The sequence below is a fragment of the Sulfurospirillum diekertiae genome, from assembly GCF_002309535.1.
GTDB classification, from domain to species: Bacteria; Campylobacterota; Campylobacteria; order Campylobacterales; family Sulfurospirillaceae; genus Sulfurospirillum; species Sulfurospirillum diekertiae.
The window spans coordinates 48,684-67,290 of the sequence record NZ_CP023275.1; the positions used below are offsets into that span (position 1 = coordinate 48,684).

Here is an 18,607-nt window from a genome sequence, read left to right on the forward strand (position 1 = left end):
ATGAGTCAAATGGAAGAAAACATTATCAAAGGTGAAGTCACAGACATAACTTACTTTGGCCTCAAAGTCTATGATGAGAAGTTTGTCAGAGATGAAGATATTAAGCAGTTACCCTTTTACGATTTTTGGGCAGAAAGCGCACAAAACTCAACGTGTTTTATGCACGATGATCAACGTTTGATCTACTTGCACGATTGGGAAAGGTTTTGTAAATTGTTCATTAAAACTGGTAAGCATCGATTTCAATTTTAAAGGCTACAAAATGCTCGATTGTCCTCTATGCTCATGGCCGCTAAAGGCTGGTGAAAAAATGGTTTATTGTTACGACGACAGTTGTGGATTTCATATCGATTACACTCAAGAGGATCTATTAAGAGATATTACAAAAAAAGAGGTAGAATATCTGCTCATAGGAAAAATGATCGATGGCTTAATAAGCCTCGATCTCGATGCACCTAATTTCATTGCTTCAAAGGTCACTAAACTTGAATCCTACATGTAAAAACAGTTACTAAAGCTTACCGCAATCTCTTTAACTTTGTTTTGTATTGTTGTAAAAAGCGGATAATTTCATCAATATCATCTTCGCCTAATGGTAATGTCAAATATTCTCCATTTTCGGGGTAGCCTTTCTCTTGCTCTTCTTTGTCCTGAGTTGGATCAATTGTCCATCTTAAACCGAAGCAAGGGTATGTTTTTTCTTTAAGAGTGTAATTGCCATAAGCAATCACAAATTCCCCACCGGATATTTTACTTTTGATAGGAGGTGTTATATCAACAACGCTACTAAACGTATCTTCCATCTCAATTCTCCAAATAGTTTGTATGCAATATTTTAACATATACACACCTCTTAAATCCACCGATGAAAAAACCGTGCTGGTATTTTTCACAGAGTGTGTAACCCAGTGCTATCTCCGGATCAGATTGATGATCATTTAAAAAATCTTTTTTTTGAGAGAAAAAGACTTATACAATTTTGTATATTATGCAGATTTGTATAGTAATGAGTTTGTATAAGTCATGATGAATAGATAGACTTAATATATATTAATACCAAGGAGCATAAACTATTAATAGCCAGATTAATAGTCGTCAAACAATTAATGGCTACATTAACTGTTTAATAGACTCTTGTTTTAAAAATCAGCTAACAAACAACAATACACTACACACAATATCGAATCTATGGTGCTTTTAGAACAATCAGACCATTAATATATATTTACTGTATTATCAAAGTGCTAATGGAGGCATTAATAGTTTGATATAAAATTACAGTAAAAATTTTCAAACCATTAATGTGGCTATTAACTGTTTGATGCATATTTTGAGAAAATTCAATAGTGTATGAAAACATGAAGCAGAAAAAATTAATTTAAGATTTGCTGCTACTCTCATGATCTTTCATAATCTGACTCAACTCATTTTTAAATTTTACGAAATCCTGCTGCATATCTTCTAGTACTTTACCCTTCTCATTCCAAGGTATTTTAGTTTTCAATTTTTCAGATATTTCTTTATAGCTATATGAGCTTTTGTACTTGTAAAGATTGAACCTAATGCATAACTCTATTGTTAAATGCATATTTTGTGGATAATCATACATACACGCTTTTACCAATGGAAAAAAATCTGCTTCAATAAAGTACGCAACAATACTAGAATAGCCTTCTTCTTTTGGAAAATAGTGTTCGGATATTTGCATTAACAGCTTTAAGTCATTAGAAAAAAAGTTTGCTAATTCAGGGGAATGATGCTCTATATAATCATCATAAGCATCTATAAGTGCAAGTGGAAAAACATCTTTTTCATAGCTAAATTTTCTTTTATAATGCATAGCTTTAGCATTAAGTGTATTAAATGCAAAAGCTAAATAATCAATGTAATGATGAATTGTTTCAGGATCATTATCGTTTTCTAAAAACGAATTTAATTCAGCTAGTAGCAAAGTAAATTGAGATTGCTTATGTACAAAATTTTGAAAATTAGCAAATTCTAATTTTTCGATTCTTCCAGTTTGTTCTAATTCTAACAAATCATCTTTTTCAAAAGAATGCAAAAAATTGATAATAGGGTAGTTCTCTTTTTTATATTTATAGTACGTAGATTTACCTATATGCAATAGCCGACATATAGTATTGACCATTATACCCTCCCCTGATAATTAATGATGGGAGTATACCATAATTTCCATAATAGATAATATATATAATGAGTTATAAGTAAAATATTACCTTATATAGATTATTAAGTAAATTTTTATATTATGAGTGCCATAATGCCAATTATCTTTAATAGGTAATATTTTTATGGTTTTAACTATTAAAAAAGTTCTATTATAGAATATTTGGAGGTGTCTAAAAATATAGAATATAGTTAAAAAGAATAAAAAACTCTTCTCTCTTTTGTCCTGAGAAACTTCGAGAAAGAAGAGTAACACCGTTCTGAGTTGAGGGTGTGGTCTGCAATTCTACCACAAATCCCTCTGATTGTTAAAAATTCAAAATTTGAAAAATACATAAGGATATTTATGTCCAAAAAAATTGAAGAGCAATATTGGTTTAGTCATGATGTGAATGCTAAAGATGACCCAAAATGCTTGATGTTAATTGATGAACTGGGGCTTGAGGGTTATGGTATATATTGGGTATTGATTGAAACGTTAAGAGCACAACCCGATTATAGATACCCTTTAAAATTAATCTCTTCTCTCGCGAGAAAATACGCAACTACGTCACCAAAAATGCAAACTGTAATTACACAGTATGGCTTATTTGAAGTTGAAAATGAAGAATTTTTTCTTTCCAAATCTCTTCTTAGGCGTATGCAAAAGTATGAATTGAAAGTTGAGCAGTTAAGGCAGAATGCTCTTAAAGGCGTACAAAAGCGTAAAGATGAATTTGAAAAACAAATGCAAACATTGAGTCTACCATACTCAACTGAGCAAATGCTCAACAATTGCTCGGCAATTGCTGAGCTAGAATACTCTAGTATAGAACACTCTAGTTTATTAAAAGATAACTCTCTCTTAGGTATTGAAAGAGTTGATTTTAAAACTTTTAAAAAACGACTAATCGAATCTTGTCCTAGTTTCAAATTTGCCTTATGTGGCAACTTGGGCTACTCCATTGAACATAAAGGATTTCAGCTCAAAAATGATCTTATTTTTAGTCTTCAAAATCAAAGTTTTCTTGAAAAAGAGGAAGCTTTTAAAATTTGGGGATATCTATACAGCATACCCGATAAAGTCTTCGAACTCGCAAATACACAAATCCAAAACCAACACAAGGAAGAAAACTATGCAAACAACAATTAGTGAAAACGCGGCAAAAATCCTGGAAGAAATCAATAACAATCCAATGTTTAAAAAGTTAATTTGCCTAAATCAAAAGCAAGCGGCTGAGGCCATTGGTGTTAGTTCGACTACGTTGATCTTGTGGCGCAAAGATGGTTTCGGCCCTCAGTACATCAAGGTAGAGAGAGGTAAGCGAGGACGAGTGCTTTATCCAAAGACTGAGATCGCTGAATGGCTTTCTCGCAGCACCATTAAAACCATGTAAGAGGTGCGTGATGAAACATGAAAATACAGATATTTTAAAACGGCTAAAAACTCTTGAAAGTAAACTTGAGAGGTTGACGAGAGAGGAAATGTCCTCAGATCTCTTTATCGAGTTTCGTTTTCTTTTTCAGGGAAATCAAATTCTTACGGGCATTGTTGATTTAACGCCAAATAATGGAATTATCAAGAGGAAATTTAAGCTTCTAAAGGCTCAGTATGCAATTTGCAAAGAGCGTGCTGAGTTTGCCGTGTGTTTAGTAAGTAAAAATGATCGCATTTCCACAATCAGCGAGTTTTATGTCACAGGCGAAAGCTTTATGAAAATCACCAGTTTTATGCCAAATGTTGAAGAGTTTTTTGAATTTGATAAATCGTTTAAAGCGCATTGTGCATCGCTTGATCAAAGTGAGAAAAGGAGTTCACAATGCGCTTCTTAGTATTGTTTTTATTTCCTTTATTCCTTTTTGCTGATGTCGCAAGCGAAAAAGATACGTTAGCGGATTCGCTCTTCACTCATGATGATGCTATCGTCGCACCGGGAGCGTGTTCATTTTCATGTCGTGCCGTTGCTGATGGTTATATAACACAGATCATCGATATCGATGCGAAGAGCGGTACAACGCATTGTGAAGTGTATAGTCGTAATAATACAAGTAAAGCTTTAGGTGTAAATGCCAATCAACAAAACCTTACATGTAAAGCGCAAGCGAATAAAAGCCCTGGTGATTATGCCGGGCAATTGAAGTCGAATTCGGATACGAATTATCAGTTAAGCGGAGCAAAATACGAAACTGATACGATGACGTTTTCACGCTTTCTCACCGGTATGGCAACGTTGGATCCGTCTATCGTCGACGTTAGTGCGACCAATAGTACTGGCATGCTTCAAGTCAAAAACTCAAATATGCTTTACGGTACAAATATCTCAACCACAAGGCAAGAAACATTTCTATCGTTCTTTGGTGTAGAGGATGCAACGACGAGTTCAGAGATTGTCTCGAGTGTTGATAGTCTCAATAAAGCGAATCTAGGGTATTTTTATAATCTCTTTTCTAATATGTCCTCAATTTATAGCTATCTGCAAAATCTTCTTTTTGCCTTTGTATCTGCATTCTTTATTGTGATTCTTGGATCTAAAAAGCTGCAAGCCTACTTAGCCAAAGAAAATGACACTACGAATTATCTTAGCAAATTGTATATCCCTCTTATTGCGGTCACGTTGTTTTATATCCCCGTGCCATCAGAAAACAATATAAAAAGTTCGTTAATGCAATCGATGATTCGCACTTTTATGATTACAAGCACGAAGATTGCCGATAAAGCCGCTGTTATCGCGGCTAATACCTATTTGCAAAAGCTATATGCAAGTGTAGGCGCAAATACAATGCAAGGTGAAGCGACGATCTATTCGTTACGGGATAGCGCGAAAGCGCAAAAAGAGCTTTATGCCAATGTAATGCAAGAGTGCAAAGTTCGTTTTCCAGATGCAATGACGTTTCAGGTAGACGATGCTGATCTAGCACAAAAAAGTATCTACAATCTAAACCAAACCAAAGAGGGAGTTACTGCTAAAGCGTGCAGATCCATTGAACGTAAGTGGCTTATTGCTTCAAAGACCTTCGCACAACAAAGCAAATACGCAGATCAAATTGCGCAGAGTTTTGGTAATAACGCATTGCAAAGCAAGCTCAATAGCATCAATACATTCCTCAATAATCGTCAAAACGAGCTCGGGTGGATTAACAGCGCGTTTATCCCATCGGCCGCTATTTTGGTCGAAATGATGCCACTTGTCGAAGTTGCTAAAAATGGCATTACACAAGATCAAGAAAGCAATCAAGAGAAGATCCGCAACGCTTATGCAAGCGGAGATGAGGAGAAAAGTTTACTCGAGAAGATTAAAACCGAAGGCGGTAGCCTCTTCGGTGCGGTTATGGCGAAGATGACCTATATGATTCTACCTGGTGTGAATACGGTGTTTCAAGTTTTCAATTCCGTGATTTCAGGCGGCGTTGAGATGCTCACATTCATTGCAACGTTTTTTAGTCCACTTGGTGGCAAAGCATTTTCATTTATCTCTAAAGGTGGCGGTGGTGCAACGATTCAACTAGCGAGTCTTGTTTTGGCGGCTATGTTCGTAGGACTCATCCTCAAGTACATTCCATTGATAACATCGATGATTGCCGGAATTTTGGCAGTTGTGGGATGGTTATTTGAATTAACGCAATACTTCTTTATCACGCCGTTTGTCGTTGCTTATGCTGTAACGATGCGCAAGACGGACAAAATTAGTGAGTACCTCGTCACCGGTATTGTGATCTTTTTTAAGCCGGTACTTCTTGTTATCTTTATTTACTTAGGGCTCTTTTTGTACTACCTCTGCATGGATGTGTTCCTTCAATTTGCAGAAGAACAATTTTATCTCCTCGACGCGATCAATCAGAGCTTTTTTGTGGCAATGGTGTTGCAACTTTCGCTAGGACTTATCAAGATAACTTCATCATTTATGGCCGTGTATCTGATGTGGAAGGTAATCCTATCTGCACCAGGTCATGTGATAAAAATGATCGGATTGCATAATGTAGGTGACTTCCTCGAGCCAATTTCCAATAAGCTCGAGAGACAATCTCTCGTATAAAAAATAAGGAGTGAGCAATGAAAAAACTACAAGGCAATAAAGTCATTGAAACTTTTTTAAAGTCAGCGACCTGGGTGATTCCCGTCTTTGCTTTTTTGGCCTGGTATCCAAAAAAACTCATTGATGTACCTCATTTAATCGTGTCAAATGACGTAGGCGCATTAATTTTGATGTACGGCTATTGGATCATACTTGCGTTTACCGTGATGATCCTAGCGCATATCTTTGATGCCGGTGTGAAAGATTTTGATGAGATCAAAGGCTATATGGTTACCAAACATTGGTTTTGGTTATTGAGTGGCATCGGCCATATTCTAGGGTTTTTCGCATGGAAGATCTTTTGGCCTGGTGGCTTGTATTAAGGAGAAATGATGAAACCAGAAACAGCAGAACAAACATATCAATTTTTCGAGGAGGCTCAGATCGTTTTAAAAACGTTGGAAGAGCATATTTCGTCGTTTAATCAAGCTTCTAAAGTCTTCGAAAAAACGAATAACGATTTTGAAAAAATCGAAAAAAGTATCGATGGAATCGGTGTAAAGATCGCAGAAAAAATTCAAGTCAACACTATTCAGGCGTATCTCGTGGATGCCGTAAAGGAGCTTGAGAATGTCACCAAGGATCTAAAAAAACGCAAGCATGAAGAACGTTCCACGTTGAAGATCGTTTTTGCTTCAACGTGCCTTTCCGCGCTTTTAACAAGCATCGTTTTTATAGCGTTTGAAGCGGCCAATAAACCGCTTCTCAATCTTATCTATCAATTCGTTCATTAAGGAGAACACCATGAAAAATATCGCAATTATTAATACTAAAGGCGGCGTAGGTAAAAGCACCCTCGCCTTTCATGTTTTACCGGCTATTTTAGCGGATAGAAATTTTGAGATCATCGAGATCGATAATAACAATAAAACGACGACGACGTTTTTAAATACACAGATTCTCAAAGGGAAAATCACCTCGTTAAATATTGCAGAAGGTACGCAAAAGCTTGAGGAACTCGTCGTTACCAATATGCTTGATGAAGATAAGATCAGCGTGATTGATGCCGGTGGTGGTGATGATTCGCTCAAAGTGATCCATTCGTTTATCGATCAAGATTTGATCGCAGATACGCTGTTTATCATCCCCTTTATGCCCGATTTCGTACAGCTTAAAAACTTAGTCGATACGTATAACGTTTTACCAGATACAGCAAAGATTCTCGTTGTGTTAAATAATGCGGATCTTAGTGATCCAGATCATCTTATGTTTATCAAGGGTCATGAAGATTATGAGATCCCGGATATGGAATCTACGTTTACGCACTTTGCTGTTTGCCCTAAAAGCCCACTTTTTTCGTATGCTGCTTCACGCAATAAAGAGACGATCAAAGATCTTGCCCTACTCGCAAGCCAATATAACAAAAACGAAATACTTGAGTATGCAAAGGTGAAAACCAAAGCAAATAGAGACTCCATGACGAAAATTTACCGCAATTGGAAAATTTCACGTAACGCAAAAGATTATATCGAGAGTGAAGCGATCACGCAGCTTAAAAGTATCATCCTGGGAGAGCAAGCATGAAGTTTCAAAATTGGGTTGAACAGAATACGCCTTTAAAGCGTGTCTCTTCTCTGGAGCCATACAGAGATGAAATTCAAAAGCTCGTGAGTTTGAATTACACACATAATCAGATCGCTGATTATTTACGAGAAGTGAGAGGCCTTGAGATATCAAGGCAGCAAGTTCAAAAGTTTCTCTCGAAAAAAACAACCAAAGAAAAAGCGGTGCAAGCTGAAAAAGGCGAAACACCGAAAGTGAGTTTAGAGGATAAGTTCAAAGGATTCCTCTAGGGCAAAAGATAAGTAATGCAACCTCGTGCCACCGTAATGCTACCGAAAGCAATCGTATGCAACCACTTGCTACTCAATGCTATCGAAAAGCTACCGTGTGCCACCAAAGAGCCACTCAAAGGCAACCGAGAAAACATTCACACCCAACGCCACGTTAATGGCACAAGGTGAAAAAAAGATAAAAAAGAGGCAAAAATGCTATCAATTGCCAATATGAATAGTGCCCAAGCAGCTCATTATCATGCAAAGGATCAAAACTATTATCAGCAAGATAAAGAGACAAGCGTTTGGGCTGGCAAAGGTGCTGAACATTTAGGCTTGAGCGGTGCAATTGATATTAAACAGTTTGAACGATTGTGTTACGGTATTCATCCAAGTGAAGAACGCACTCTTGTAGATATTAGTGAAAGAGCGGGAACGGATCTAACTTTTTCCGCTCCAAAATCCGCATCGATCTTATGTGAATTAGGTGATGAGCATACCAATCAGCTCATACGTGCAGCACATGATCAAGCGGTGCAAACCACACTAGCATTTGTGGAAGATCATTATGCGCAAACAAGAGAACAAAAAGATGGGCATAGAGAAGCAATCTCAACCGGTAATCTAATCATCGCTAAATTTCAGCACGATACCAGTCGTGAAAATGATCCGTCATTGCATACGCATTGCTTTATCGTCAATGCAACGCAAAAAGAGAACGGTGAATGGCGTGCATTACTCAATGATCAGCTCTTTACTCACAAGATGTTTCTAGGCCAGACGTATCGCAATGAATTGGCCAAAAATCTTCGAGAGCAAGGATTTGCTATTGAGATTACTAATGCTAAAGAAGGATTCTTTGAGATTGAAGGTGTATCTAAAGAGTTGATCCGTGAATTTTCACAACGCCGTGAGCAAGTGCTTGAGAAATACGAGGAGCTAAGACAGCAATATCCTGGGCTCGAGGAAGAGAAGCTCAAAGAGATGGCTACAACCGGTAGCCGAAGCGTCAAAGATAAAAATGCTGATCGCAGTGTCATCAAATCTAACAATATCGAAAGAGCCAAAACCATTCTAGCCGGTAAAGATTTAACCTATCTCAATCAGCTTAATAGTACGCAGCTTCATCCAGAGCAGCAAAAATTGACAGCTAAAGATGCGGTGGATCTTTCGATTCGTATTCAAAGCGAAAAGACAAGTGTATTTAATCGTGAAGATGTGATGAAAAACGCAATGAAGCTTTCGTTAGGTGAGCATTCACTTAGTGCTATGCAGAGTGCTTTTGATGATCATGTCAATGAGCGATCGATCGTGCAACTGGATAAAAATGCTTATTCGACACCGGAGCTTTTGCAAAAGGAGTTCGAGATTGTTGAAATGGCAAAAAACCGCACAGCTCCTTTGATCTCTGTGCAACACGTGGAGCAATATTTAAGCCATACGCCTTATAACCTCACAAAAGGACAACAAGAAGCGTATACGCACATTCTCACAAGTGATGAGGCTATTTCAGTGATCCAGGGCGATGCTGGCACGGGTAAAACGTTTATGCTTAAGGCAGTCAGAGAAACGCTCGAGAGTCAAAAGCAAAGTAGCAATCTAAGAGGACTTGCTTTTACTGGAAAAGCCAGTGAAGAGCTGGAGCGTGAAAGTGGTATCCCCTCTACAACGTTACATGCGTTTTTTGTCAATCCACCGGCAGAAAAAAATATGGTTTATATCGTTGATGAGGCTTCAATGGTCAGTTCGTTACAGATGCACCATTTATGTGAAATTGCCCGTGAAAACCATTCAAAAATCGTGTTTATCGGTGATCAAAAGCAGTTCCAATCTTTAGGTGCTGGCAATATGTTCTCGCAGCTTCAAAAGCAAAGTAATATCCGTATCGTTGAGATGACGGAAAATAAACGTGCGCAAACAGAATTAATGCGATCGCTGTATTCATCTATCAAGAGCAAAGATTTGGAAGAGGCGTTTAGTATTTTGGAAAAGCACCAACGACTTCATGAAACGACAGATCTCGAGAGGATCAAAAACGAATATCTCAAAGATCGTCATGATACGTTACTTCTCGTTGACACGAACGCGAATCGTAGAGCTTTAAACGAGTTAATCAGAGCGGATATCGTCACTCAAAATGAAGTCACACAGTCCCAACTGTTATCTATTAAAGAGGCAATCAATCTAAACGAGATTGAAAAACACTACTCGAGCAATTATCAAGTAGGTCAAATTGTTGTCGCGCAAAACGCGTTTCAAGGATTTAGTGCTGGGCAAGAAGCGATGATCACCGAGATCGATCATCCATCCAATACGATCACTGTTACCAAAGATGATCAAAGGATCAAAATTGATCTAAGTAAAGCTCACGCTCAAGCGATTCAAACCTTTGCTATCAAAGAAAAAGCGTTTGGTATCGGAGACAAGATCGTTTTTACAAAAAACAATCGAAACCTCAAGTTTAGAAATGGTGAGACCGCCGTGATCCAAGCGATTCATGGGAATATCATCAAAGTGCAAAAGGGAAATAAAGAGTTGGCGTTTGATGCTTCCAAATATCCTTATATCGATCATGGATACGTGATTACAGCGCATAAAAGCCAAGGGCAAACAACCAGTAAGGTTATCGCTTTCACGAATGCACAAATGGCCAATTTAAACCGCTTCTACGTGCAAATTACCAGGGCAAAACGTGATGCCTTGATCTATACCAACAGCATAGCAACACTCAAGGAGAATACACAAAAAACGCAAATTAAAACCAGTACCCTAGATTATTTTAGGTCGGCAATGCAGCATGAGGCACATACAAATCATAACTACGAAAGGACATTCAATGAGCAAAAAGAACGAAGAATATCAAGAGGATCAACTCTTTCAATACTGGGAGACTATTGCACAAAGCTCAAAATTGCACTCGCAGATCTTAGCCGACATTTTGGCTTATTTAAAAGAGATCGACGAGAGATTGAAAGCACTCGAGGCAAAGATCAAATGAAAAATATCTTACTTAAAAATGAGCGCGAAAAAGCAGCTCAATCCATAACACAATCACGAGAAAGGAAATAGTAATGTCAACGATTTTATTATGTTTATTGTTTAATGCCGGTGCTTTATGGGTATTTCAAAAGAACCTTCCAATACCATGTGGTGCAGTCTTTGTGCTACTTTGTATTGTAGAGTATCTCGTATGGGCATTTATTTTCAAAAGACAAGAATCGATCAATGGTCGTATCTTTGATGATAAGGCGTGGGTAATGGGAAGTTATCCCAATTACTATGAGCAAACAGAAGGCAATCGATGGACGGCTTCAAAGCGTGTTAAAGAAATTATGTCAAAAGGTGAATTGTTCCTGGATCAGTTCCGGTTTGATCGTATCGTTTTATATCGTTTGTCGCCAGTATATGGATTGGCTAGTAAATTTAATGATTTTGACTGTTATGCGGATCCGGTAGATTTTACGCAATCAGGAATTATATTTGGTGGTATGGGATCAGGTAAAACAGAATTTTACCACTCCATTATTGCACAAGATAAGTTCGATCGTGTAGTCGCGTATGATACCAAAGGTGATCTTGTGCAAAAGCATTATAGTGTGTTGAAAGATATTATCTTAAATCCGTATGATCAACGAAGCCATATTTGGAATCCTTTCGAAGAGGCTAAAACGAGTCCTTTCGTTACGGAGATATTTTTAACCAATCTTTTCAATGCGTTAAGTGGCACACAAAAAGACTTTTTTAGCGCAAGCTCCAAACAACGCTATATGAAGCTTTTTAACGATATCCTTTACAACAACAGTGAGCTTTCATCGAATGAGCAGTTTGATCTTTTTATTCAACAGCTCAAGGAGTATTTCGAAGAAAATAAAAATCATGAAAGACGTAGTGAAGCGGATGTTGCCAGTACGATGCATTTGACGTTTGAATTTTTTGATTATATGAACTTTTGTATTCAAAATGGCAGCCCTACTTTTACGATTAAAGAGTATCTCTCTCGTAAGAGCTGCAAGCTCTTCTTACTCTCAAGGGATGATCAGCGCTCAAAGCTTACACCATTCTTTACTGGCTTTTTGGCCGCTTTGACGGCCGTCATGTTAAGCCAAGAAGATCAAAAAACCTCTCTCACTCTCTTTGCTCTTGATGAATACCTCTCTTTTGCTCAAAACCTCGATAGTGAAACGATCGAGGGGTTACATACCAGGATCAGAAGTAAAGGCGGTTGTTTGCTTCCTGGTGTGCAATATTTCCCAGAGCAAAGTAACAAGGCAGACAGTGCTCAAGGTATTACGCAAAAGATGTTAAACTCAGCAGCCTATTGGTTTTTATTTCAAGGTGTGGATGAGTATACACTCAAAAAGATCAATAGTACGATCGGTAAAGTACGCTATAGAAAAGAGCAGATCAGAGAGCAACTTGTTGCGGATCCTTTGAATCGTAAAAATTACCAAATCGAAGAATCGGATCTGCTAAATACCAGTTTGTTTCAATCGTTAGGCCAAAATTATGAGCATATCACGTTTGTACCGTCGAAACGAATTTTGTATAAAGGGTATACGCCAAGAGCGGAATTGCCAAGTAAAAAAGCGAACTACATACAAAGTGAGAATATCGAAAGATACTATCAAAGAAAATACTAAATGTGCTAGATCGGCAAGAAAAAATAAATTGTCTTGTCGATCTAAAACTTTATAAACAAAGATTTGGCAACAACTTGACAAAATGACAACTTAGGAATATAATACGCCCATGAGAGTGATTTCAAAGAAAACATTAAAAGACTTTTATGATCAAGAGCTATACAAAGATAGTAAAAGCTCTTTAGAATCTTGGCATAAAGAAGCTATTAAGGCAGATTGGGAAACCCCAGTTCAAATTAAAGAGCAGTATCGTAATGCAAGTATACTCAAGAATAATAGAGTTGTTTTTAATATTCACGGCAATAAATACAGATTAGTTGTGAAAATCAATTATCCGGCCAAAGTTGTGTATGTGCGTTTTGTAGGTACACATGAGCAGTACGATGCTATAAACGTAGAGGAGATATAAAATGGAAATTACACCAATAAGAACAGAAAAAGATTATACAGTAGCGTTAAAAAGAATTGATGCACTTATGGATGCAGAGCCTAATACTAAAGAATTTGATGAACTAGATATTTTAGTTACGCTCGTAGAAGTCTATGAAGAGAAACATTATAAAATTGATGCACCGGATCCAATCGCTGCTATTAAGTTTAGAATGGAACAAGAAGGACTCAAACAAAAAGATTTAGTCAGCGCATTGGGTGACGAAACACGTGTATCAAAGGTACTTAAAGGCGAGCGAAGTTTAACAGTTGATATGATACGAAAGCTTCATGATCAATTTAAAATTCCATTCGAAAGTCTATTTGGTAGAGTTGCAAGTTAAGAGAATACACACATGTGCGTAAATTTCGTTATTTGATTTGTAGAGTAAATCCCATTGCATTCATGACCCTAACAATAGTGCTGAATTCCGGATCAGAACCCTTCTGAAAAGTTTTATCAAGGCTCTCTATATCAAGACCGGTTTCTTTTGAAATTTGTGTCATGCCTTTTACTTTTAAAAGATATCCTAATGCTCGTAAAAATTCATCTTGATCTCCGCTCTCAAGGACTTGAGATAAATATTCCATTATTGCTTCTTGGCTATCAAGATATTCTGACATATTAAAATCTGTTAATTTTTGCATTTGAGTGCCTTGTCTTTAATTAAAAAATGTATCCTAAAAGGCATATTTTAGCAAAGAAAATTATAAATTATGGGATGAAAAACACAACTGAATTGACCGCTAAAAGCTAAGTATGTTTTTGTGGTTGTTGGAAATAGGTTGGAAAGAAGCTTTTTTGATTTTTCTTAAATTGCTTTAGAGTATCGATAAAATAGGAGTTTTAAAAGAGTTTAAGGATTAGTGGCCGGGAGAGAGGGATTTGAACCCCCGGAGGTATTACCCTCAACGGTTTTCAAGACCGCCGCATTAAGCCGCTCTGCCATCTCCCGACAGAAAGTTTGTAGATGATATATGATATCAAGGTGGAGGCGACACCCGGATTTGAACCGGGGATCAAGGCTTTGCAGGCCCATGCCTTACCGCTTGGCTATATCGCCACCGTATTTCTCTATATAGAGGTGGTGCCCGGAGCCGGATTTGAACCGGCACACCCAAACGGGCGAGGGATTTTAAGTCCCTTGCGTCTACCAGTTTCGCCATCCGGGCAACGCGTTTCTTTTTAAGATTAAACTAAATGGAGCGGGAAACGAGGTTCGAACTCGCGACCCCGACCTTGGCAAGGTCGTGCTCTACCACTGAGCTATTCCCGCATCTAAAAAAGAGTTGAGAGTATAGCAGTTTTTTTTCGTAATGTAAAGTCATTTGCGTAAAATTATTTACATGTAAGCTTTTTTAGAGCGGTTTTGCTATAATTTAAAAAATTTTTTAAGGAATATTGATGCGAAGTGATCAAGTCAAAAAAGGGTATAACAGAGCGCCACATCGAAGTTTATTTCGAGCGACAGGTTTAAAGGACGAAGATTTTAATAAACCATTTATTGGAGTAGCAAACTCTTATATTGATATTATTCCAGGTCACTTCTTTTTGCATGAGTATGGTGTTATCATTAAAGATGAGATTCGTAAGAATGGTTGTGTACCGTTTGAATTTAATACGATTGGCGTGGATGACGGTATAGCAATGGGACATGATGGTATGCTCTACTCACTTCCAAGCCGTGAGCTGATCGCCAATTCGATTGAGACAATGATGAATGCGCACATGTTAGATGCGATGATTTGTATTCCTAACTGTGACAAAATCGTTCCGGGAATGATTATGGGCGCACTTCGTGTTAATGTTCCAACGGTGTTTGTGAGTGGTGGACCGATGAAAAAAGGTTATACGAAAGAGGGAGCACCTCTTGATTTGAACTCTGCCTTTGAAGCTGTTGGTAAGTTTGAAAAAGGGGATATTACCGAATCGGAACTGACGGATATTGAGTGCAATGCTTGTCCAAGTGGTGGTAGTTGTTCTGGTATGTTTACAGCCAACAGTATGAATACACTCATGGAAGCAATGGGTATTGCTCTTCCTGGGAATGGAACAATCCCTGCTTTGACACCTGAACGTGAAGTTCTTTTACGTGCAGCAGCAAAACGAATTTGTGAAATTGCCGTTGATGATCGTTTTAAACTTAGAAATATCTTGAATGAAAAAGCTGTGCGTAATGCGTTTGCGATCGATATGGCAATGGGTGGAAGTTCCAATACAGTTTTGCACATGTTGGCTATTGCTAAAGAAGCTGGCGTTAATTTTGCGATTAAAGATATTAATGAAATTAGTAAAAACGTTTCCCATATTGCTAAAATTTCTCCTTCTCTATCAACGGTTCATATGGAAGACATCAACCGTGCTGGTGGCATGAATGCAGTTATGAAAGAGGTTAGTCGACGCGATAATGGCATTTTATATTTAGATAATTTAACAGTGACGGGCGAAACTGTTGGTGAGCGCATTGCTAATGCAGAAATTAAAGATACTGCCATCATTCATACCCTTGAAAATCCTTACTCGAAAGTGGGAGGGCTTGCAATTTTGTTTGGTAATTTAGCACTAGAAGGTTGCGTTATTAAAACAGCAGGTATTGTGGGTGCTCGCCAATTTATTGGTAAAGCCGTCTGTTTTGACTCTCAGCAAGAAGCATTAGCAGGCATCGTGGGTGGGAAAGTCACAAAGGGTGATGTTGTCGTTATTCGCTATGAAGGACCTCGTGGCGGTCCCGGTATGCAAGAAATGCTCTCCCCTACGAGCTTAATCATGGGTATGGGGCTTGGCGCTGATGTTGCACTGATTACCGATGGACGTTTCTCAGGAGCTACCAGAGGGCTCAGCATTGGCCATGTAAGCCCAGAGGCAGCTGAGGGCGGTCTTATCGGTCTTCTGCAAGATGGTGATACTATACAGATCGATGTGGATGCCTATACGATTGAAGCACTGATTGATGAAGCAGAACTGGCACGTCGTAAAGCGTCATTTAAACCCAAAGTAAAAGCCATTCAAGGAAGTTGGTTGAAGCAATACCGCCAACTTGTTACCAATGCAAGTAGTGGTGCTATTTTAAAGACTGATGCTTAATGAGTGAATTTTTAAATCTTTTATTACAACATACCATTACAATGATGGCAATTGTTGATCCTTTAGGAGTGAGTGCTATTATGCTTTCACTCCTACCTCAGAGTACAACCAAAGAGCATATTAATAAGATTGCTTGGAAAGCGACAATGACTATCATCGTGGCTTTTTTTGTGGTTTTACTTACGGGTAATTTTTTGCTCAATCTTTTTGGTATTGAAATTGATTCACTTAAAGTAATGGGTGGAATTATTTTGTTGCTTACCGCCATTAAAATGGTTCAAGGCTCGATAGAGTCCAAAAATCAAACCGAAGAAGAACGTGAAGAAGCAATCAAAAACGATGAATTTTCAGTAATTCCTTTAGGTATTCCTATTACTTTCGGTCCTGGTATTTTTGCAACGATCATCATTCTACGTGGGCATAGTGAAGGTATTATTTCTCTTGCAGCACTCATTATTGCTTATTTAATTGTAGCTTTAAGTGTGTATCTTGCTTTTAAAAATAGTATCTATATTCGCCATTATTTAGGGATAACTGGGCAAAAAATTGTCAGTCGTTTAATGGGACTCATCGTAGGAGCGATTGCGGTGCAATTTATTGTGGGTGGCGTGAGTGTCTTGGCAAAACATTATATGTAAGGATTTTTTATGAATCAAGGTGGTTGGACATGCCCTCATGATGTGGAAGGAATCTGTGATATCATCAAAAAAGAGTGTGATCCTGGAGATCGTGGATGTGTCTTATACGGTAAAGCAAAATTTTCATCTGAAAGTTCACCTTCAAGTGAAGCATTTGAAAAGCGAATGGAACGTAAAATGCGTGAAATAATGGGAGAAGATACATTATAGAGTATCTTCAGGTATCAGATAAAAGAAGTCAATTGGTACAATTTTTCAATCGACTTCTTTTATAAGAATTAACTTTCAGTATATTATAGTGATTGTGTTTGGGCTAAATAGACAAAGCCTGCAGCAAATAAAACAGCATTTAGAAGAGTCATAGCCAATCCAACTTTTACAATACTTAATTTTTTCATCTTGGTAGCTCCTTTTTTGTTTTCGGAATTATATATTAACAATACTTAAATAAAAATAAATCAAATAAAAATATTTTCTTTTTATAAAAAATTGGTAACGTTTCTACACTTTATTTTTAATTAAATTAATAATACTAAAAATATAAATTAAGTTAAATATAAGTTAATGTCAGATCTTTGTTTATACTCTAAATAATTCTTTTGGGTGACATACGGTGAAAACATGGGTTAACGCGGCGCTATGAAATATACATTTTAATGATAATAATATGAAAAAATAAAGCTCATGAAAGATTATTGTAATAGGTCTATAGTGACACCTCATAGGAAAAAGAGCAAAATTAAGATAAAATTGCACATTTAAAACCTCAGGAGCGATACAGTGTCAAGTATCTCAAAATATAGCAAAATTAATAGTTTAAAATCTGTAAAAAAGTGTCTTTTCCCTGCAGCGGGTTATGGTACAAGATTCTTACCGGCAACCAAAGCGATGCCAAAAGAGATGTTACCTGTTCTTACTAAACCGCTGATTCAATATGGTGTTGAAGAAGCAGTCAGTGCTGGTATTGATACCATGGCGATTGTAACAGGTCGTGGTAAAAGAGCTATTGAAGATCATTTTGATGTCAGTTATGAATTGGAACACCAAATTAAGGGCACATCAAAAGAGAGTTACCTTACTGAAATTAGAAATTTAATTGATAATTGCACCTTCAGTTATACGAGACAAGTAGAGATGAAAGGTTTGGGTCACGCAATTCTAACGGGTAAAACATTGATTGGCGATGAGCCTTTTGCCGTTATTTTGGCGGATGATTTATGTGACAATAACGATGATGATCCTGTTCTTAAACAGATGGTTGAAGTGTATGAAAAATACCGTTGTTGTGTTGTTGCTATTGAAGAAGTGCCTAAAGAAGATACAAACAAATATGGTGTTATTGATGGCAAAATTGTTGATGGTAATGAGTCAGTTCTTCGTGTCTCAAACATGGTTGAAAAACCAGATCCAAAAGATGCTCCAACCAATTTAGCCATTATTGGTCGTTATATTTTAACACCTGAGATTTTTGAAGTGATTGAAAATACAAAACCGGGTAAAGGCGGTGAAATTCAGATCACCGATGCACTTTTAGAACTCGCGCGTCAAGGCAAAGTTATCGCGTATAAATTTACCGGAAGACGTTTTGACTGTGGCTCTATTGAGGGCTTTGTTGAAGCAACCAATTACTTCCACGATAAAGCAAAATAACACTTTATAATTTTTACATGTAAGCCTCTTAACCCCTCTATAAGGGGCTTATCTCTTCTTTTGATATTTACATTATCACCTTAAGGATAAACCCTTTATTAGCTTATGTTAGCTATAATCTCGCCATTAAATAATAATGAGGCGGAAGAGT

The 18,607-nt window shown here is 37.4% G+C and carries 21 protein-coding genes and 4 tRNA genes; 18 read left to right on the forward strand and 7 right to left on the reverse strand.

From position 1 onward, the window contains the following. The first annotated feature begins 9 nt into the window (after window positions 1-9). Window positions 10-252 carry a hypothetical protein gene (locus SJPD1_RS00270; protein WP_096045451.1) on the forward strand — a complete coding sequence of 81 codons (243 nt, stop codon included), beginning with the start codon at window positions 10-12 and terminating at the stop codon, window positions 250-252. 266 nt (window positions 253-518) lie between these two features. On the opposite strand, the gene SJPD1_RS00280 is transcribed toward SJPD1_RS00270, so the two are convergent. Together SJPD1_RS00280 and SJPD1_RS00285 are read right to left on the reverse strand one after the other, a co-directional pair. Beyond that, window positions 519-803 (reverse strand): hypothetical protein, encoded by a 285-nt coding sequence (locus SJPD1_RS00280; protein ID WP_138070092.1) that lies wholly within the window; start codon window positions 801-803, stop codon window positions 519-521. Between the two features lie 575 nt (window positions 804-1,378). Beyond that, window positions 1,379-2,149, reverse strand: a complete 771-nt coding sequence (locus SJPD1_RS00285; RefSeq protein WP_138070093.1) for a hypothetical protein — start codon at window positions 2,147-2,149, stop codon at window positions 1,379-1,381. A gap of 384 nt (window positions 2,150-2,533) precedes the next feature. Between SJPD1_RS00285 and SJPD1_RS00290 the strand changes: the two genes are divergently transcribed. The 13 genes from SJPD1_RS00290 (at window position 2,534) to SJPD1_RS00345 (ending at window position 13,427) form a co-directional block, all read left to right on the forward strand. Then, entirely contained in the window at window positions 2,534-3,319 is a 786-nt protein-coding gene (locus SJPD1_RS00290; protein WP_096045455.1) for a Lin1244/Lin1753 domain-containing protein, read from the forward strand. Further along, window positions 3,303-3,563, forward strand: a complete 261-nt coding sequence (locus tag SJPD1_RS00295; RefSeq protein ID WP_226372214.1) for a helix-turn-helix transcriptional regulator — start codon at window positions 3,303-3,305, stop codon at window positions 3,561-3,563. Before SJPD1_RS00290 ends, SJPD1_RS00295 begins: the two co-directional genes overlap by 17 nt. A 10-nt stretch (window positions 3,564-3,573) precedes the next feature. Continuing rightward, window positions 3,574-3,999, forward strand: a complete 426-nt coding sequence (locus SJPD1_RS00300) for a hypothetical protein (protein ID WP_096045456.1) — start codon at window positions 3,574-3,576, stop codon at window positions 3,997-3,999. Next, window positions 3,987-6,200, forward strand: a complete 2,214-nt coding sequence (locus SJPD1_RS00305; protein WP_096045457.1) for a hypothetical protein — start codon at window positions 3,987-3,989, stop codon at window positions 6,198-6,200. The genes SJPD1_RS00300 and SJPD1_RS00305 overlap by 13 nt, the downstream gene beginning before the upstream one ends. Window positions 6,201-6,217: 17 nt before the next feature. Continuing rightward, window positions 6,218-6,562, forward strand: a complete 345-nt coding sequence (locus SJPD1_RS00310; RefSeq protein ID WP_096045458.1) for a hypothetical protein — start codon at window positions 6,218-6,220, stop codon at window positions 6,560-6,562. A 9-nt stretch (window positions 6,563-6,571) separates the two neighbouring features. Continuing rightward, window positions 6,572-6,973, forward strand: coding sequence for a hypothetical protein (locus SJPD1_RS00315; RefSeq protein ID WP_096045459.1), 402 nt, complete (start codon window positions 6,572-6,574; stop codon window positions 6,971-6,973). A gap of 10 nt (window positions 6,974-6,983) precedes the next feature. Then, the gene (locus tag SJPD1_RS00320) at window positions 6,984-7,763 is read left to right on the forward strand and encodes a nucleotide-binding protein (RefSeq protein ID WP_096045460.1); all 780 of its coding nucleotides are present in this window, start codon (window positions 6,984-6,986) and stop codon (window positions 7,761-7,763) included. Beyond that, window positions 7,760-8,032, forward strand: coding sequence for a hypothetical protein (locus SJPD1_RS00325; RefSeq protein WP_096045461.1), 273 nt, complete (start codon window positions 7,760-7,762; stop codon window positions 8,030-8,032). The genes SJPD1_RS00320 and SJPD1_RS00325 overlap by 4 nt, the downstream gene beginning before the upstream one ends. A gap of 15 nt (window positions 8,033-8,047) precedes the next feature. Then, the gene (locus tag SJPD1_RS14465) at window positions 8,048-8,203 is read left to right on the forward strand and encodes a hypothetical protein (RefSeq protein ID WP_168171301.1); all 156 of its coding nucleotides are present in this window, start codon (window positions 8,048-8,050) and stop codon (window positions 8,201-8,203) included. Window positions 8,204-8,227: 24 nt separating this feature from the next. Continuing rightward, complete coding sequence (gene mobF, locus SJPD1_RS00330; protein ID WP_096045462.1) at window positions 8,228-11,083, forward strand: MobF family relaxase; 2,856 nt, start codon at window positions 8,228-8,230, stop codon at window positions 11,081-11,083. Between the two features lie 2 nt (window positions 11,084-11,085). Continuing rightward, window positions 11,086-12,654 (forward strand): type IV secretory system conjugative DNA transfer family protein, encoded by a 1,569-nt coding sequence (locus SJPD1_RS00335; protein WP_096045463.1) that lies wholly within the window; start codon window positions 11,086-11,088, stop codon window positions 12,652-12,654. Between the two features lie 109 nt (window positions 12,655-12,763). After that, window positions 12,764-13,063: a type II toxin-antitoxin system HigB family toxin gene (locus SJPD1_RS00340; protein ID WP_096045464.1), complete on the forward strand. Its 300-nt coding sequence runs from the start codon at window positions 12,764-12,766 to the stop codon at window positions 13,061-13,063. A 1-nt stretch (window position 13,064) separates the two neighbouring features. Then, on the forward strand, window positions 13,065-13,427 hold the full coding sequence (locus SJPD1_RS00345; RefSeq protein WP_096045465.1) for a helix-turn-helix domain-containing protein: 363 nt from the start codon (window positions 13,065-13,067) through the stop codon (window positions 13,425-13,427). Window positions 13,428-13,455: 28 nt separating this feature from the next. Here the strand turns inward: SJPD1_RS00345 and SJPD1_RS00350 are convergent, their stop codons facing one another. The 5 genes from SJPD1_RS00350 to SJPD1_RS00370 all read right to left on the reverse strand — a co-directional run bounded on the left by SJPD1_RS00350 (window position 13,456) and on the right by SJPD1_RS00370 (window position 14,360). Next, complete coding sequence (locus SJPD1_RS00350; RefSeq protein WP_096045466.1) at window positions 13,456-13,731, reverse strand: addiction module antidote protein; 276 nt, start codon at window positions 13,729-13,731, stop codon at window positions 13,456-13,458. A 220-nt stretch (window positions 13,732-13,951) separates the two neighbouring features. Beyond that, window positions 13,952-14,039 (reverse strand) — tRNA-Ser (locus SJPD1_RS00355). A 34-nt stretch (window positions 14,040-14,073) separates the two neighbouring features. Further along, window positions 14,074-14,147, reverse strand: a tRNA-Cys gene (locus SJPD1_RS00360). 22 nt (window positions 14,148-14,169) lie between these two features. After that, a tRNA-Leu gene (locus SJPD1_RS00365) sits at window positions 14,170-14,256 on the reverse strand. 29 nt (window positions 14,257-14,285) lie between these two features. Then, a tRNA-Gly gene (locus SJPD1_RS00370) sits at window positions 14,286-14,360 on the reverse strand. Window positions 14,361-14,488: 128 nt separating this feature from the next. Here SJPD1_RS00370 and ilvD point away from each other — a divergent pair. The 4 genes from ilvD (at window position 14,489) to galU (ending at window position 18,456) form a co-directional block, all read left to right on the forward strand. Next, entirely contained in the window at window positions 14,489-16,168 is a 1,680-nt protein-coding gene (gene ilvD, locus SJPD1_RS00375; protein ID WP_096045467.1) for a dihydroxy-acid dehydratase, read from the forward strand. Continuing rightward, window positions 16,168-16,806, forward strand: a complete 639-nt coding sequence (locus tag SJPD1_RS00380; RefSeq protein WP_096045468.1) for a MarC family protein — start codon at window positions 16,168-16,170, stop codon at window positions 16,804-16,806. Before ilvD ends, SJPD1_RS00380 begins: the two co-directional genes overlap by 1 nt. A gap of 9 nt (window positions 16,807-16,815) precedes the next feature. Next, on the forward strand, window positions 16,816-17,016 hold the full coding sequence (locus SJPD1_RS00385; RefSeq protein ID WP_096045469.1) for a hypothetical protein: 201 nt from the start codon (window positions 16,816-16,818) through the stop codon (window positions 17,014-17,016). Between the two features lie 570 nt (window positions 17,017-17,586). Then, window positions 17,587-18,456 (forward strand): UTP--glucose-1-phosphate uridylyltransferase GalU, encoded by an 870-nt coding sequence (galU, locus tag SJPD1_RS00390; RefSeq protein WP_191342061.1) that lies wholly within the window; start codon window positions 17,587-17,589, stop codon window positions 18,454-18,456. The last annotated feature ends 151 nt before the right edge of the window (window positions 18,457-18,607 follow it).